The organism is Oceanobacillus zhaokaii, assembly GCF_003352005.1.
Lineage (GTDB): Bacteria > Bacillota > Bacilli > Bacillales > Amphibacillaceae > Oceanobacillus > Oceanobacillus zhaokaii.
In genome coordinates this window covers 1,332,737-1,347,948 of the sequence record NZ_CP024848.1, presented here as the reverse complement: position 1 = coordinate 1,347,948, position 15,212 = coordinate 1,332,737, and the positions used below count along the sequence as shown (strand labels likewise).

General features: G+C 36.7%; 20 protein-coding genes, 1 other RNA gene and 1 riboswitch. Of the genes, 4 read left to right on the top strand and 17 right to left on the bottom strand.

Annotated elements, in window-relative coordinates:
- Positions 1–30: 30 nt before the first annotated feature.
- From CUC15_RS06825 to CUC15_RS06810, 4 genes are read right to left on the bottom strand one after another with little or no spacing between them, the layout of a single operon-like run.
- On the bottom strand, positions 31–543 hold the full coding sequence (locus CUC15_RS06825) for a DNA-deoxyinosine glycosylase (RefSeq protein ID WP_341457195.1): 513 nt from the start codon (positions 541–543) through the stop codon (positions 31–33).
- 53 nt (positions 544–596) lie between these two features.
- Complete coding sequence (locus tag CUC15_RS06820) at positions 597–1,073, bottom strand: YdeI/OmpD-associated family protein (protein ID WP_114915935.1); 477 nt, start codon at positions 1,071–1,073, stop codon at positions 597–599.
- A 26-nt stretch (positions 1,074–1,099) separates the two neighbouring features.
- A complete protein-coding gene (locus CUC15_RS06815) occupies positions 1,100–1,714 on the bottom strand; it encodes a YdcF family protein (protein ID WP_114915934.1) in 615 nt (204 codons plus the stop codon).
- A 26-nt stretch (positions 1,715–1,740) separates the two neighbouring features.
- Positions 1,741–2,181 carry a hypothetical protein gene (locus tag CUC15_RS06810; protein ID WP_114915933.1) on the bottom strand — a complete coding sequence of 147 codons (441 nt, stop codon included), beginning with the start codon at positions 2,179–2,181 and terminating at the stop codon, positions 1,741–1,743.
- A 254-nt stretch (positions 2,182–2,435) separates the two neighbouring features.
- Here CUC15_RS06810 and CUC15_RS06805 point away from each other — a divergent pair, with 254 nt between their 5' ends.
- Entirely contained in the window at positions 2,436–3,392 is a 957-nt protein-coding gene (locus CUC15_RS06805; protein ID WP_114915932.1) for a DMT family transporter, read from the top strand.
- Positions 3,393–3,490: 98 nt separating this feature from the next.
- Here CUC15_RS06805 and CUC15_RS20410 read toward each other — a convergent pair whose 3' ends face one another.
- Positions 3,491–3,814 carry an alpha/beta hydrolase gene (locus CUC15_RS20410; protein ID WP_242985966.1) on the bottom strand — a complete coding sequence of 108 codons (324 nt, stop codon included), beginning with the start codon at positions 3,812–3,814 and terminating at the stop codon, positions 3,491–3,493.
- Positions 3,777–4,154, bottom strand: a complete 378-nt coding sequence (locus tag CUC15_RS20405; RefSeq protein WP_242985965.1) for an alpha/beta hydrolase family protein — start codon at positions 4,152–4,154, stop codon at positions 3,777–3,779. The genes CUC15_RS20410 and CUC15_RS20405 overlap by 38 nt, the downstream gene beginning before the upstream one ends.
- A gap of 446 nt (positions 4,155–4,600) precedes the next feature.
- On the opposite strand from CUC15_RS20405, the gene CUC15_RS06795 reads away from it, so the two are divergent.
- Positions 4,601–5,059: a GNAT family N-acetyltransferase gene (locus CUC15_RS06795; protein WP_114915931.1), complete on the top strand. Its 459-nt coding sequence runs from the start codon at positions 4,601–4,603 to the stop codon at positions 5,057–5,059.
- Positions 5,060–5,179: 120 nt separating this feature from the next.
- Here the strand turns inward: CUC15_RS06795 and CUC15_RS06790 are convergent, their stop codons facing one another.
- Complete coding sequence (locus tag CUC15_RS06790) at positions 5,180–5,380, bottom strand: hypothetical protein (RefSeq protein ID WP_114915930.1); 201 nt, start codon at positions 5,378–5,380, stop codon at positions 5,180–5,182.
- Positions 5,381–5,404: 24 nt separating this feature from the next.
- Here CUC15_RS06790 and CUC15_RS06785 point away from each other — a divergent pair, with 24 nt between their 5' ends.
- A complete protein-coding gene (locus tag CUC15_RS06785; RefSeq protein WP_114915929.1) occupies positions 5,405–5,932 on the top strand; it encodes an aldo/keto reductase in 528 nt (175 codons plus the stop codon).
- 195 nt (positions 5,933–6,127) lie between these two features.
- On the opposite strand, the gene CUC15_RS06780 is transcribed toward CUC15_RS06785, so the two are convergent.
- From CUC15_RS06780 to CUC15_RS06755, 6 genes are all read right to left on the bottom strand, one after another.
- Complete coding sequence (locus CUC15_RS06780; RefSeq protein ID WP_114915928.1) at positions 6,128–7,426, bottom strand: nucleobase:cation symporter-2 family protein; 1,299 nt, start codon at positions 7,424–7,426, stop codon at positions 6,128–6,130.
- A complete protein-coding gene (locus CUC15_RS06775; protein ID WP_114915927.1) occupies positions 7,423–8,007 on the bottom strand; it encodes a xanthine phosphoribosyltransferase in 585 nt (194 codons plus the stop codon). The genes CUC15_RS06780 and CUC15_RS06775 overlap by 4 nt, the downstream gene beginning before the upstream one ends.
- A gap of 143 nt (positions 8,008–8,150) precedes the next feature.
- Positions 8,151–8,252, bottom strand: a riboswitch (purine riboswitch).
- Positions 8,253–8,427: 175 nt separating this feature from the next.
- Positions 8,428–8,796 carry a VOC family protein gene (locus CUC15_RS06770; protein ID WP_114915926.1) on the bottom strand — a complete coding sequence of 123 codons (369 nt, stop codon included), beginning with the start codon at positions 8,794–8,796 and terminating at the stop codon, positions 8,428–8,430.
- Between the two features lie 162 nt (positions 8,797–8,958).
- A non-coding RNA gene (ssrS, locus tag CUC15_RS06765) (6S RNA) lies at positions 8,959–9,145 on the bottom strand.
- 75 nt (positions 9,146–9,220) lie between these two features.
- Complete coding sequence (gene sspL, locus CUC15_RS06760; RefSeq protein ID WP_242985964.1) at positions 9,221–9,361, bottom strand: small, acid-soluble spore protein L; 141 nt, start codon at positions 9,359–9,361, stop codon at positions 9,221–9,223.
- 199 nt (positions 9,362–9,560) lie between these two features.
- A complete protein-coding gene (locus CUC15_RS06755) occupies positions 9,561–11,165 on the bottom strand; it encodes a fatty acyl-CoA synthetase (RefSeq protein ID WP_205317670.1) in 1,605 nt (534 codons plus the stop codon).
- A gap of 256 nt (positions 11,166–11,421) precedes the next feature.
- Here CUC15_RS06755 and CUC15_RS20245 point away from each other — a divergent pair, with 256 nt between their 5' ends.
- On the top strand, positions 11,422–11,586 hold the full coding sequence (locus CUC15_RS20245; RefSeq protein WP_205317669.1) for a hypothetical protein: 165 nt from the start codon (positions 11,422–11,424) through the stop codon (positions 11,584–11,586).
- 64 nt (positions 11,587–11,650) lie between these two features.
- Here the strand turns inward: CUC15_RS20245 and CUC15_RS06750 are convergent, their stop codons facing one another.
- The 4 genes from CUC15_RS06750 to CUC15_RS06735 all read right to left on the bottom strand — a co-directional run bounded on the left by CUC15_RS06750 (position 11,651) and on the right by CUC15_RS06735 (position 15,152).
- A complete protein-coding gene (locus tag CUC15_RS06750) occupies positions 11,651–12,265 on the bottom strand; it encodes a 3'-5' exonuclease (protein WP_114915924.1) in 615 nt (204 codons plus the stop codon).
- A 75-nt stretch (positions 12,266–12,340) separates the two neighbouring features.
- Positions 12,341–13,282: a nucleoside hydrolase gene (locus CUC15_RS06745; protein ID WP_114915923.1), complete on the bottom strand. Its 942-nt coding sequence runs from the start codon at positions 13,280–13,282 to the stop codon at positions 12,341–12,343.
- Between the two features lie 15 nt (positions 13,283–13,297).
- Positions 13,298–14,185, bottom strand: a complete 888-nt coding sequence (rbsK, locus tag CUC15_RS06740) for a ribokinase (RefSeq protein WP_114915922.1) — start codon at positions 14,183–14,185, stop codon at positions 13,298–13,300.
- Between the two features lie 34 nt (positions 14,186–14,219).
- Positions 14,220–15,152: an MBL fold metallo-hydrolase gene (locus tag CUC15_RS06735; RefSeq protein ID WP_114915921.1), complete on the bottom strand. Its 933-nt coding sequence runs from the start codon at positions 15,150–15,152 to the stop codon at positions 14,220–14,222.
- Positions 15,153–15,212 lie beyond the last annotated feature (60 nt).

Below are 15,212 nucleotides of genomic sequence, written 5' to 3'. Positions count from 1 at the left end.
CGTCATTTTCCTGCCTTTATTTAAACATACCTAGAGGTAACTTAGAATTTCTCGCCACGCTTCCACTTTTCCGCTGAATGATTTCGTATATTTACCAGGGATTGGACTCGTTGATGGCAGCTTAATAACATGAACATTGGGATAACCTGTTAAGTCAAAATTCTTCTTAAATGTATTAAATGATTTGGTTCCATTACAAGCAATTAAACGAATCGAAGGATATTCTTCTAATAAGCCTAGAATATCATTTGGTTCTTCTTCCATTATGTTTGCATCCAAGCTGCCTTGACGATAACAAGAACCAATTGAATCCCATAATGCAAGTTCATGCCTTTTTGCAAATGTAATTTTGTTTTCATAATCATCTTGAGGTTCCTCATTAAATAATTCAAAAAGAATCGGCCAAAAGTGATTTCTTGGGTTTCCGTAATATTCCTGCTTTTCAAGTGAAACTTTACCTGGCATCGACCCAAGAATTAACACTTTCGGATTATTTGGTATAACTGGTGGAAACGAGATTAGCTTGTTATCGATTGGTATCACTCCGTTATTAACATTTTATTCTTGATTTAAATTCCAATCACATCGATTGAAATCTAAGGTCTCTTTTTCCCATTAATCAAATTCTCAACTGTTCGCTGTAATCTGTTTTTACGTGTTTCTAATTTTTTAGCGTTAATGATCCATTGAACATATTGATTTTGATTTGAATAAGAAAGTGACTCAAAAAACTTTTTTGCAGATGGATTTTCATGTAATACATCATTTAGGTCATCAGGAATTAAAACTATTCGCGGCTCCAAATCCTGTTGTAATTCTACTTGAATTGTGTCCCCAGCCTGTCGATTAATTGCCTTTCTGATATTTTTCGTAATACCAATGCAATGATAATCAAGCCCCATATTAACTAATGACCCTCTGTATTCATATCTATTAAAATAAGCTTTCACTTTTACCTGCCCTTTTGTACCAAAAGCTTCCTCTACAATGAATGGGAATTCAATATACGCCGCATCCATATTGTCATGTGACTTAATTTCTGCAGTAAATTGATACTTTTTTGTTTTATCCATTTATTAATATCTCCCAAATGAATCCTTTAGATTTTAGGCAGCTCTATCTCTTCATCAATCAAACTGCCTAATTTTACGTAGTGGATAATTTTACTAGTTTCCTTTTCCACTCGTTCCCTGCCATACGGGGTTTCGAACCAATTATCTTCTCTTGTCGTTCGATCATTCACCGCACATAAAGAATACTTTATCCAATTTGGCATATAGGTTTTAAGTGTCAGATGGGTTCTGCGAATATGATAAGTAGTCGTTACTACTAGCAATCTATTTATGTTATGAAGCTCCAATGCTCGGTCAAGAACTAACAAAGATGCAAGGACATTTTCTTTCGTATGCCTCGAGTTATTTTCGATTATAATATCTTCTTCTGGAACTCCTAACTCTAGTGCTTTATCTCGCAGAAGTTCTGCCTCTGTTAAACCACCATCTTCCCAGGAAACTCCACCGGAAAACAAGAGCTTCTTTGCCCGTCCTTCCTTATACAGCTGAATTGCTCTTGGCAATCGGTACTCAACTGCTTTGCTGCTTCCTAGAACAAAGATACAATCTCCTTTTTCCTGATCATCTTCTATATTTTTATATAGTAATGCTGTCTTCTGCTCATCCGTTAACTTTTCCGCTTCCATTTCTGAAATTTTCATTTCACACCTCTATTTACTCATACATTTTACTTACTTTCACTTTTTACACCTTCAGATTTACTTTCCTCATCTTGCCGATTAGATTGAAGCTTTTTCAGAAGCTCTAATAGTTTTCTCTTCGCCATCAATAGCTTTTCCTTAACTGATGGGATTCGGCTCAATTTGATAATAAGATAAGTTAATAGAAATAGATTCCAAGCAATTAAATATAAAAAGATGACAGTAATAAATATTGCCCACAAATCCCCTGTTTTCAATTGTGCAATTAAATATTCAAGCTCCGTTACGCCGCTTGATCGTTGGATTGAATAGACAAAACTAACTAATGGCGCAAGTAACGATAGGGAAATAGTAAAAGCGGAAAGCGTACTTAGCCATTGTCTAACCAATCCTATCAAGCCTGTTACTAATGAGAAAAATAGAAAGATATAGTAAATAATCCAGAACCAATTTGGTAAAGTTTCCATACTTGAACACTTCCTTATTTAATGAAAATCAATATTACCTCTTCTCTTGATTATAAAGCGATTACTTTAACTAATATATTCTTCATAAATCACGAAAATCCTGCATTTTTTGCGAAAATGGAGTTGTTCTACATTCACTATACCCTTATTTCAAATAAAGTTTTTAACAATTAATATGCTTGCATTGAATAATAATGTATATTAGGATTACAAAACTATTATAATATATGTTTCCATAATCAGGGGTGTAGAGGATGAAAGCAATAGTTATTGGTGTTTTGGGCGCGTTATTCTTTTCCGTCACGTTTGTTTTGAACCGTTCGATGGAATTGGAAGGTGGTAGTTGGGCGTGGAGTGCCTCACTGCGCTATATTTTTATGCTGCCTATACTCTTTATTATCGTTGGCTATCAACAAAACGTAAAGCCAGTCATTTTACATATGAAAAAACAGCCAGTCCCTTGGCTTATTTGGAGTACTATTGGTTTCGGATTATTCTACGCACCACTTACACTAGCATCCATTTATGGACCTGGTTGGCTCGTTGCTGCAACCTTTCAAATTACAATCATCGCTGGTTCATTACTCGTACCATTTCTAAATAAAATGAAGAAGCAAGCCATTCCGATGCAAAGTATTTTTATTTCGTTAATCATTCTCGCAGGTGTATTTATCATGCAGTTCGAACACGCATCATCTGTCCCATTAATAAATATAATACTTTGTGTTGTTCCGTTAATTATTTCTGCATTTGCCTACCCACTAGGCAATCGTAAAATGATGGCATTGGTTGGTGGTGAATTAAATACATTCCAGCGAATTCTTGGGATGACAATTGCTTCTATGCCATTTTGGATATTAATTTCCATCTTTGCTATGAATGCCCACGGATTGCCTAGTGAAAATCAACTGATTCAAACATTTGTTGTCGCCATTTCATCCGGAATCATTGCAACTGCACTATTTTTTTATGCTACAGAAATCGTTCAGAACAGTCCGCAAAAACTTGCAGGAGTGGAAGCAACCCAATCCGGAGAGGTTGTGTTTGCATTGATCGGCGAAATACTTTTATTAAGTGCGCCACTTCCAAGTCTGCTTTCTTTCGCTGGTATAGGACTAGTGACCGTAGGGATGCTACTGCATAGTATTGCCTCTGCAGCAGGAAATCGTAAAACTGTACCTGCAGTTCAGCGAGTATCAGGTGATAAGTGATCGTCACTCTTGTAATGTTGTCTTGATAAAGTTTAACAATCGTGCTTGATACTCTGTTGTGGCAATTGTGTATCCTTTTGTATGACCTGCTTTAGGGACTATCCAAATATCTTTTCCCCTCCAGCAGCTGCAAAAAGTTGATGAGCCATTTCAGTTGGTACAAGCTTGTCTTCTTCCCCATGAATAATAAATAAAGATTGTTTATTACGTTTCACCTGTTCAATCGCTGACGCCTCCTCGAAAGAATTGCCAGCCCTAATTTTTGTCAAGAGACTTGTTAAATCCAATAACGGAAACGATGGAAGATTATATAAATGCTCTAGCTGGTGGCTTAATTCCTCTTTTACCGTTGTATATCCACTATCTGCAATAATACCTTTTACTTCATTCGGAAGAACCTTGATCATAATAAAATTTGGCAAAGTCCCCCATATTTTCACTTTGTTCACGGTAGCCATGTGCGAGAATAACCGCTTTGCCTGTTGATTTTTTATTTTCTATTAATCTCGCTTTTAAGAGCAAATCATCATTAGAGGTTAATTCTATATTTTTCAAATCCTGATTAGCGAACCACTTCTGCGCCTCTTCTAAGATAATCTGATCCTCAATTGCTACATCCTCGACAATCTCATCTCCACTATATAATTCTACCTCTACCCCTCGCTTTACACTTTCTCCGTAAAAATAATTTACTGCAAAAATTAACACAAATAACAATACAATAATAAAAACAATTGCAACGATAATAATTTTCCTCTTCACAATACCCCTCCCCTAAATGCCCATTTATATAGTATTTTATTATTTCATACATTCGAAATTACCTGTATAATGTAAACGAATCAGTATGTGTATGATATTGAATTGTTGATATAAAGTGCGAACTATGAGCTACGTTGATTTCCACTGCGGACAGTCGCTTACCGCGATCAACGGCCATGATAGAGGAATCGCCCTCTCGTCTTATATCATAGATAGAAAGATGACAGTAATTGCAAAATCCCAGCGTAGAAAATACAAGAAGACTCCTGCGGGAGGAAGGGCCTAGTTGAGACTTCGAAGTGCGTCAGCACAAGAAGGCTCACCAGCCCCCCCGCGGAAAGCGAAGTGTATTTTCGGAGGACTGGCCAGAGAACAATTGCTCACCTAAGTTAGTTCGCACTTTATCTAAATAACGACTAATAAATTGAAAGAAATGAGGAAGATGGATGCCTTACAATATCGAGATTAAAGCTGTAGCAACTGATAATTTTTTCGAATGTATAAAACTTGAAGTTGCCGAAAGTCAAAAATCATTTGTAGCGAGTAATGTCTTTACGATTGCCCAGTCATATGTAGATAAAAGCCTTATCCCTTATGCTATATGTGATGAGAATACAGTAGTAGGACTAGCCGCACTGGAATACAATTCAGTCGATAAACATTGGATCACCCGTTTTATGATAGGTGAGAAATTTCAAGGTAAAGGCTATGGAAGACAAGCAATGCAGAAATTAATTGAGTTGCAGGCTAAGCATGATGACTGTGAACGTATTCGTCTATCTGTCGTACCTGAAAATAATGGTGCAATAACATTTTATGAAAAGACAGGCTTTGCCATGACAGATGAAGTAATTGATGGCGAGTTAGTGATGGAATTACTATTGGATAAGAAGATTTTTGCATAAAAAAATGGAAGAGCTCTTTTTTACGCTCTTCCAATCATAACCTGAGGACAATTAGATTGCTTATCATCGAAGCATTTAAAACTATCTCTGAATAGGTACAATAGCTTAATAAAAGTTATCTTACCTTACAACTGGAAACCATCCCTCTACCTCTAAAATTAATTCCCATAAAGGTGTTGGTATAACAGCTGTATGTTGGTCTGATGTTGTTAATTGATGACGAATCATTTCATCTTCATTATGTTGAACTTTTTCAACCCAATGAGGATCAACCACTATCGCTCGTCCAAGTGCCACAAAGTCTGTTTTTCCTTTTTCCATTACAAGAGATGCACCATCTGATGTATGATTTACGGTCTTGGCCGTTCTGAAGAGTTAGTCGGTGAAGTGTTAAAAGAATTTAAACGAGATGAATTTGTCGTTGCAACAAAGGGTGCACAGCATTGGTATGAGGATGGTACTGTAAAAACAGATAACCGTCCGGAATATTTACGAGAAGCAGTTGAAAAAAGTATTGATAATAATATTTCCTTTATTCCATATGGTCCACTATCATTTGGATTACTAAGTGGTTCGTTCACAAAAGACTTTAAGTTGGACGCACAAGATTGGCGTCAATTGCTTCCTTTATTCCAAGGTGAGCAATTCCAGCAAGCAATTGAAACAGTGGACAAATTAAAAGAATTTGCTGTTCAAAAAGAAATATCTCTACCTAACCTAGCATTAGCTTGGTTACTTGCACAAGATGGTGTTGATGCAGTAATTCCAGGTGGTAAACGAAAAGAACGCATCCGCGAAAACGTGCAAGCAAGTAAAATAGGTTTATCTAAGGAAGAATTAAACACCCTTGAAGATATTTTAAGCAGCTACTAAGGGAAGCCTTCACTGAAATGAAGTGGATGCATTAGATATCAGCGTGTGCATTGCAGATATCAGTGTTTTTCTCCGATGTATAAGCACGTTCTCTAAATATATCAGCGTATTTTCATTTATTTCAGTACCTTCTTAAACTTTCTTATCTATCAAAAGAGCTCAGAATAATGAATCTGAGCTCTTTTGCTGTTTATGCTATTCATTTACTATGCTTGCTTTTTGCTGTAATACAGGTACTTGCTTTTTCGATGGAATCATATTAAATACGATATTCAATATAATTGCTGTTACACTTCCAGCAACAATACCGTTGCTTGTCAAAATTTGAATGCTTGATGGCAATTGTGCAAATAACTCTGGTACAACCGTTACGCCCAGCCCCATGCCAACAGAACATGCAATAATCATCGAGTTGCCTGGTGATTTAGAAATCTCGCTGCTTAACATTTTAATTCCTTGCGAGATAACCATGCCGAACATGGCAACCATTGCTCCACCTAGTACAGAGGAAGGAATAATTGTTGTTAAGGCAGCTACTTTTGGGATTAAACCTAAACCAATTAACATAAAAGCAGCAGCAAAAATAACTTTACGGGATTTAACTCCGCTCATTTGCATTAAACCGACATTTTGTGAAAATGCAGTGTATTGGAAAGCATTAAAGATTCCACCAAATAAAATAGCAATCCCTTCTGCACGATAGCCTTTTGCTAAATCTTTTTCCACTAGCTTCTTACCTGTAATATCACTTACTGCGAAATAAACACCAGTTGACTCAACAAGTGACACCATTGCAACTAAAGTCATCGTAATAATTGCAGACCATTCAAAAGTTGGAGTTCCGAAATAGAAGGGTTGGATCATGTGAAAGTATGATGCATCCGCTACTGCGTCAAAGCTTACTTTACCCATGAAGCTTGCCGCAATTATCCCTGCAACAAGCCCTAATAAAATCGAGATCGAACGCATAAAGCCTTTTGAAAATCGGTAGATCAAAACAATAAGAATTAATGTGCCAAAGCCTAATGAAATATTTGTTAACGAACCAAAGTCAGCAGCACCTTGGCCACCGCCCAGATTATTGATTGCAACGGGAATTAATGTAATCCCAATTGTTGTTACAACTGTTCCCGTTACAATTGGCGGGAAAAACCGAACGAGTTTACCAAAGAAAGTCGCAATCAAAACAACAAATACACCGGATGCAATAATCGCACCATAAATTGCAGAAATCCCGTACTGAGCTCCAATTGCAATCATTGGTCCAACAGCTGTAAACGTACAGCCAAGCACAACTGGCAAGCCAATTCCAAAGAATCGATTGCTGACTACCTGTAATAATGTTGCAATTCCACACATTAAGATATCAATTGCAACAAGATATGTTAATTGCTCTGCTGTAAGCCCTAATGCATCACCAACAATTAGTGGTACTAGAATTGCACCTGCGTACATTGCTAAAACATGTTGAATTCCTAATGCGGTTGTTTTCATTTTGAAGTATCCTCCCTAAATGTCACTTTTCCATCTATTAGTGAATCGATAATCGCCAATGATTCTACACGAATGCCTCGTTGGCGGATGACATTGCCACCGTTTTGGAATCCCTTTTCAATTACGATTCCAACCCCTGCACAATCTGCCTCTGCTTGCTTGACAATATCGATTAGCCCAAGTGCTGCTTGTCCATTTGCGAGAAAATCATCAATTACAAGGACGACATCATCTTTTGATAAATAAGAATTAGATACTGATATTTCGTTGGTTTCATTTTTAGTAAAGGAATGGACCTTCGCGGAATACAGTTGATCTACTAATGTAAGCGATTTGCGCTTCCTTGCAAATACGACAGGAACCCCTAAGTTTAAGCCTGCCATAACAGAAGGCGCGATACCTGACGATTCAATCGTTAGAATCTTAGTAATTCCTGCATCTGCAAATAGAGCAGCAAATTCCTCACCAATATATTTCATTAATTCTGGATCAATTTGGTGATTCAAAAATGAGTCAACCTTTAGAACAGAATCAGATAATACTTTTCCTACAGCGATAATCTTCTGTTGTAATAAATTCATTCTTTTCCCCTTTCTACGCTAAGGGACAACAAAAAAGTCCCAAAAACGTTCTCCATTCATACCATGAGGGGAGCAATGTTTTCGAGACTTTAAAATCGAAATAAAAAACGAAAGAATTATCCTAAAAATAATAGAATATATCCAATCATTACGTTGCTTCTCATAGTCGGTTTATTTACGGTAAACCGGTAGAAACTTGCAGGCCATATCCCTGCGATTATATGAAAATATTATTCAATTAGAATGTTAATAGTATAGCATGGAATGATTGAAATTCAATAACTTGCCTAAATGAAAAACCATTCAAATAATTACGAAATCATCAATATTTAGATTATGATTATTCCACTTACTCCCCCACATAACGTTAGTAAAATGAATCGGTGGATCTTCTTGCACAAAGAGCTGCAATAACCAGCACTATTCCCACTCTAAAAATTCGAGACGATTTCCAAACGGATCGTTCATATAAAATCGCTCTGCACCTGGCAGTTTATTATCTTCAGTATAAGCAACATTTTCTGTTCTTAAATATGCTTTCATTTCTTCTAGATTAATCACTCGAAATGCCGGATGTGCTTTCTTAGCAGCTTTAAACGGCTCTTCGATGCCAATGTGAAGTTGAATTTGTCCTGCCTGGAACCAGACTCCTCCATTTTTTTGTAATGACTCTGGCTTTTGTAATTCTTGAAAGCCTAATAATCCCTTATAAAATTCACGTGCTTTCTCTTCACTTCCTGCAGGAGCCGCTAATTGTACATGATCAATTGATTCGTATTGAAAATACATCCTACCCCTCCTTTATATTTTCATAATACCTCACTATTTTGGATAAATATAATAGCAATTTGTAATCTGTTTTTAAAACGTTTACTTATAGCTCCTTAACCAAGGTCCAAATAACAGCAAAAAACCAGCCTCTAAATAGAAGCTGGTTAAATTATATATGTAGCACAGGCCACGGGTGCCGTATTATGCTAATAAAAAGTTTTAAACCACCACTTCGCAAAGTGGGTGTTCGCAGAAACCTTCCTGTCTTCCGCTACTTTGGCGGCCCGACATTCCAATTCCGATGTAAAACTCCCTATCCAATCATTAGAGGTTAAAACTTAATTAAATACGTACATCGTAGCTTGTAGATATATACTACACCTTAATCCCTTATAATGCAATAGTCATGATTTACCATATTAATTTATGGTTCGTTGAATCGCTAAATCTTCGTATTTTTCTTCTTCGCACGCTGTTCAAGTTGAGATTTTGGCGCTTGGTCTACCTCATCTTCGGACAAACCTTGAGGATTCACACTTGTGTTTAACCGTTTTTTGCTCCAGTTATTATTTTTACTACTCACTTCAAACACCTCCATTACTATTGTTTCTAAAATTAATCTTTATATTCCATCACATTACAATATCCTTATTTTCAATACTAATTCTCTTTCTTTAATAAAAATTTAAGCTAACAATAGAAATCGATGACAGTGAATAACCTTGATTCGCTGACGTAATAGGTAAGCAAAAAAGGGCTTATTTCGCAGCCCAGTTAACACCTTATTGTTTCCCAAAATTTTCATATCTGTCCCTCAATGAACGTTTCAATACCTTCCCACTTGGATTTTTTGGCAGTACTTCTGTAAATTCAACCAATTTTGGAATCTTAAATTTTGAGAGTTTGACTTTACAAAATTCAATGACATCCTCTTCCATTAATGTGTATCCATTTTTTAGAACAATAATTGCTGCAATAGTTTCAATCCAATATGCATCTGGGATGCTGATTACTGCAACCTCCGATACGCCTTCCATTTGATAGACTACTTCTTCAACTTCCCTGCTTGATACATTTACACCGCCAGTGTTTATCATATCCTTTTTCCGGTCAACAATTGTAATATACCCATCTTTATCCATTACACCTAAATCACCACTATGGAACCAGCCTCCGCGAAAAGCTTCTGCTGTTTTTTCAGGATCGTGTAAATAACCTTTCATTGCGTGAGGAGTGCGATGGACAATTTCACCAATTTCTCCTCTTGGCACTTCATTATCCTGGTCATCAAATATTTTCGTTTGAACATTTAATACAGGCTGTCCTGCTGAGCCTAATTTGGTTAATTGATCTTCTGGCTGTAAAACCGTAACGAGCGGTGCTACTTCCGTTTGACCATAACAATTCCATAACTTCGCATTTGGTAATCGCTCACTCAGCTCTTTAATAACTTCCATTGGCATAATCGCTGCACCATAATAGCATTTTCTTAAAGTCGATAAATTACGTCTATCAAAATCGGGATGCCGCAGTAAAGCAATCCAAACCGTTGGCGGACAGAATAGCTGTGTTGCACCCTCTTGTTCGATCGTTTTCAAAATAAGTTCAGGACTTGCTGCAGGTAAAATAATTCCACTCGACCCAACGTAAACACTTGGCCCTAAAAACACATGAAGCTGGGCGCTATGGTACAGAGGCAAAGCATGAATTGCAACATCATCCTTATTCATATTTGCATCTATTATTGTACTCACATATTCACTTATAATACTTTTATGGGTCAGCATTACCCCTTTAGGTCTAGATTCCGTTCCGCTTGTGTAAAGTACATGTACCAAATCATCATCAGATATTTCCACTTCAATTGGATCTGTCGATTGGCCATTACGTGCAGCAGCAAGGGCTGTCCATGCAGAAAGTTCCCCAGCATAATTAATCGGTACATCCATCAGATAACGATAATTAATTTCCATTCCGCTTGCAGCTTCATCAAGTATTGGAGCAGATTCTTCTGATGCAATAATTCCATTAGCCTCGGCATGCTCTAAAATATACTGCACATCTTCTTTGCGCAGCATATAATTTATCGGAATCATCACTGCCCCAATCCGTGCAAGCGCAAAAGCAACAATAACAAAATCCAAACTATTTTTAGACATTACAGTTATCATGTCACCCTTTTTCATACCATCTATTAGATATTTATTTGCAGTTTGATTTACCAAATCATCCAATTCCTCATAGTTTAACCGTTTTTCCTGATACGCGAAGGCGAATTTATCAGGCATACGATCTCTTGTCCTTGCCAATATATCTCCAAGTGTATTTCTTCTCGCGCGTTCCAGCAACTTACTCAATTCATTAGATACATTTGCTTTTGAGTTCATTTTTTCCACTCCTTAGAAAACTTGGTTGTCACCAAGCCTTTGGTGACAGCCTTAGTTGCACTTATGTAGTTAAGAAAGTTTTTATGCTTTCTTAACTACCAAATGAAATCAATGATGATTATCATGCTGAATTTTCTTTATTTTAGTTTATTTCAGATATCTATTCTAAGCAAGTAATATCTTTATCAACTATAAATATATATGGTAATAATTAGGAATATGATATTATTATGACAAATCACAAAGGGGATTACATATGGAAGGTGGATATTTTGTAGGTTGGGGCACATTAGCATTGATTAATGCAGGATTGGCACAGGGGAAAAACAGGAGCGGTCTAAATTGGTTTCTTCTATCTTTATTTACCGGTCCGCTGGCAACGTTTATCTTGTTATTCGTTGAAAAAAGGTACTATGAGTAACCCAAGTCCTGATTTTGTATTTCTAGACTTGGGTTACTTTACATCTATTTTTTACTTCAGATAATTATTTAAAATAAATCTTACTGCTCTGCTTCGCTCGATTTACTTTTGGTGGATAATATCCATGCTCATAAATTCTTCCCATTTTCATATTGCATTTCTCTAAAAGTTTATCCACCCTATTAGTTTGATATTCTTTCATCGCTTTCATGAACACTTTTGCAGCGACTCGTGCATCTTCCAATGCATGATGATGTTCGAATATAATCCCATGATGTGCTGCTAGTGTATTTAATTTATGATTTTCTAGCTGTGGCCAGGTCTTTTGCGATATCTTTACCGTACACAAATAGTCCATCTCAGGATATAATAGACCAAAATGATCTAATGTACTCCTAAGTACACTCATATCAAAACTGGCATTATGAGCTATTACTAGGTTATCATCTAAGTATTTCTTTAAGGTTGGCCAAATTTCTGCAAATGTTGGCGCATTTTCAACATCTCGTTCCGTAATCCCATGCACATAAATATTATTAGAATTAAACGGCATTAATGGGTTAATCAAGCTGTAAAATTCGTCAATAATTCCCTTTTCATTTGCAACAACAATACCGATTGCACATGGACTATATCGTTTTTCATTTGCTGTTTCAAAATCTATTGATACAAAATTCATCGGATTACCTTCTTCTTTATTATACTTTCAAACTCCAAATATTTATATTATAAGTGTACGAGATATGACATTCAATTAATTAATCGTATTTTTTAATGTATCAATAAACATGGAAATAAACCGCTCAGAATCAACATCAAGACAAATTTCAACGTTCGGCTCTTTATTCCATAAATTTCCAAAGTCACAGATCGTTTGTCCATAGCTTAATTCGCTCTTTGTTTCGATATCTACAAAGTATGATGCTGTTGTAACTAGTGTTGGATCTAAAACTACACCAACTGTTAATGGATCATGAAGGGCACATCCATTTACTCCATAATTCTCTTCACTATATTTCCGATATACTGCCGTACATTCTTTGACAAAATCATAATAATGCGTTCCCTTTAGCTTCTCAATGTCCTCACTAGTAAGGAATGTTTTCTTTGTAACATCTAAGCTGACTAGTTTTAATGGAATACCAGAATGGAAAACCATTTTCGCAGCCTCAGCATCCGCATACATATTAAATTCGGATGTTGGTAATGTATTTCCTTTTCCAGCTTCAGAAACAAGCCCACCCATTACAACTACTTGTTTGATCCATTTTGCTAATCTCGGTTCTTTCCTAAGTGCTAATGCGAGATTTGTTAATGGTCCTACCATAATTAGAGTCAGTTCTCCTTGGTGTCTTTCTGCCTGTTCAATAATAAAATCTGGAGCAAACATATCTGCAACATCATCTGAATCTACTTCAATGGAGCTTAAAGCACCACCGATTCCATCATTTCCATGCACACTATATTCATGAAACGGTTCAATCAAAATTGGACGACTAGCACCTTTATACACATTGATTGATTCCTTTCCAGTGTGTTTCAATACCTTCTTCGTATTTTTAATCACATAATCAAGTGGAACATTTCCATTTACAGCTGTAATTCCTAGTATATCAAATCGTCCACTTTCAACTGCAAGTAAAATCGCAAGTGCATCATCTATCCCTGTATCTACGTCGAGAATAATTTTTTCCATTTTTTTCTTCCTTATCTATTCGTTATTTTTTAGGAATTGTTTAACTTCTTCATCGGTAGGCATCCCACTCTGTGCACCAAGTTTCGTTACAGATAGAGCGGCAGCTGCATTAGCATAGTTAACAGCATCAGCAAGCAGGACTCCACTCCCAAGCTGGGCTGCTAATGCACCATTAAATGTATCTCCCGCACCAGTTGTATCTGCCACTTTCACTTTATGACTTTTCACAACTTTTGACTTTCCTTTTTCAAAAAACTGAACCCCTTCTGCTCCTTTTGTAAGGATAATCTTTTCGCGAATAGAATCGGAAAAAGATTGCCGCTTCATTGCTACAAGTTCAATTTCATTTGGGGTTAGAAATGTACTGCCGGTAAGAATAGCTTCTGGCAGCTCTCGGAATGGAGCAGGGTTTACAATAACAGGTATATCGTATTCATTTGCAATTTCCATTGTGCGTACAATCGCATCTATCGGTGTTTCTAATTGAACTAACACAATATCACTATTATAGATGTGCTCTCGATGCTGATCAATTAGTGTTGGCGTAACATATGCATTCGCACCAGAGGCAACAATGATGCGATTATCATGATCCGACATTATTATGCTGGCAACACCTGTAGCTACATCAGAGATCTTGCTTATTCCCTCTACATTAATCCCTTCTTGTGAAAGATTTTCCAGCAGCGAATTACCGAAAGTATCGGTTCCAACTGCACCAATCATCGTTACTTTTGCACCTACTCGTGCAGCTGCTACGGCTTGATTGGCTCCTTTACCACCTGGGTAGGTTTCAAAGCCTTCACCAATCACCGTTTCACCTTGTTTGGGCATTTTCTTTGTTGTTATCGTTAAATCCATATTCAAGCTTCCAACTACACAAACTGCTGGGATTCTTTGCATTCTACATGCACCACCTTATATGTAATAATTAATATCAGCTATTTGCACGGAATAGAAACTTTCCATTTACTTCTTTCCTATATACTTTTCCGATTGATTCCAAATAAATTAAGCGGGTGAGACAGGACATAAATGGACTAAGATAAATGATTATATTTAGGGTCCCATAAATTTCCATACATATATCGTAAGCAGATTTTCCTTCCTGCATAACCAATGCCAATACTTGCTCTAAACGTTGTTGGTGACGTTCTTCCAATTCCCCTACCCGCTCAGATAAATTATGAATTAGCTCTCCATGTCCTGGTAATGCAATGTCTGTCGGATAATCTTTTATCAGATCTAAAGAATTACGATATTCCTTTAATGGATTTGCTTCTATCCCAGACCATAGCCCAATCACAGGTGAGATTCCCTTTAGCACATGATCACCAATGACCATTATCCTTTTTTTTCGATTATAAAAGCAGTAATGATCTGGCGCATGTCCCGGAGTCCAAACCGTTTCATATGTATCATTTCCAAGCATAATCTGCTCATGATTTTCGAAAAATCCATCTGGTTCAAAATCATAGATAAAGGACTGATTTCGCATATTTTCTGGAATACCAGGTGCACCATGTGCAAGTAGTAAATCTTTAAACTCCTCCACAAATTTAGGCCTTCGATTAAGCTTCATCTCCTCGTAGCCCATTTTAGAGACAATCACTGGCACATGAATTTGTTCCTGAAACCACTTGGCAATCCCGATATGATCTTGATGTGTATGTGTCAAAACTACTTTTTCAACTTTTATTCCACTTGTGAGAACCTGGTTCCATATTTCGATTGCTTGATCAGAATAGACGCCTGTATCCACTACCGTATAGCCATTTTCTCCCTTAAACAAATAACTATTTAATTCCCCCATTCCACCTGGAAATTGAATTACTAGTTTATCGATATTTTCCGTAATATTAATCAGCATCATATTTCCTCTTTTCCATCTCCCCAAATAATTAGAAAACTAAGGTTTAACCAAGCCTTT